This window comes from uncultured Virgibacillus sp., assembly GCF_947495635.1.
Taxonomy (GTDB): Bacteria; Bacillota; Bacilli; order Bacillales; family Amphibacillaceae; genus Virgibacillus; species Virgibacillus salarius.
This window is the reverse complement of record NZ_CANMAB010000254.1, coordinates 1-243: the sequence shown is the minus strand read 5'-3', so window position 1 is coordinate 243 and position 243 is coordinate 1. Positions and strand designations below refer to the sequence as shown.

At 38.3% G+C, this 243-nt stretch carries 1 protein-coding gene; it reads right to left on the bottom strand.

Translation table 11 applies throughout. The annotated features are described in order from the left end of the window. Window positions 1-243: transposase (locus tag Q1A47_RS20755; RefSeq protein ID WP_299632774.1), on the bottom strand; the 243-nt coding region annotated here is incomplete at both ends.

Below are 243 nucleotides of genomic sequence, written 5' to 3'. Positions count from 1 at the left end.
CAAATTAGCCTTCAAAAATCCGAAGACAGGTTCTACATCTATTTTACGTTTTCCATAGATTTCTCCCGTTTCTTCTTTTGAAAGCTGCTCTCTTATATATGCTTTTTGCTGTTCCCAATGGGCATTGTAGAAAATCTTACGATTTCCTTTTGCTTTGGTACAATGAACGCGTAATGGACATCCCGAACAATCTTCGCATTCATAGACACGAAAGGTTCGTTTAAATCCGGCTTTATCTGTTCG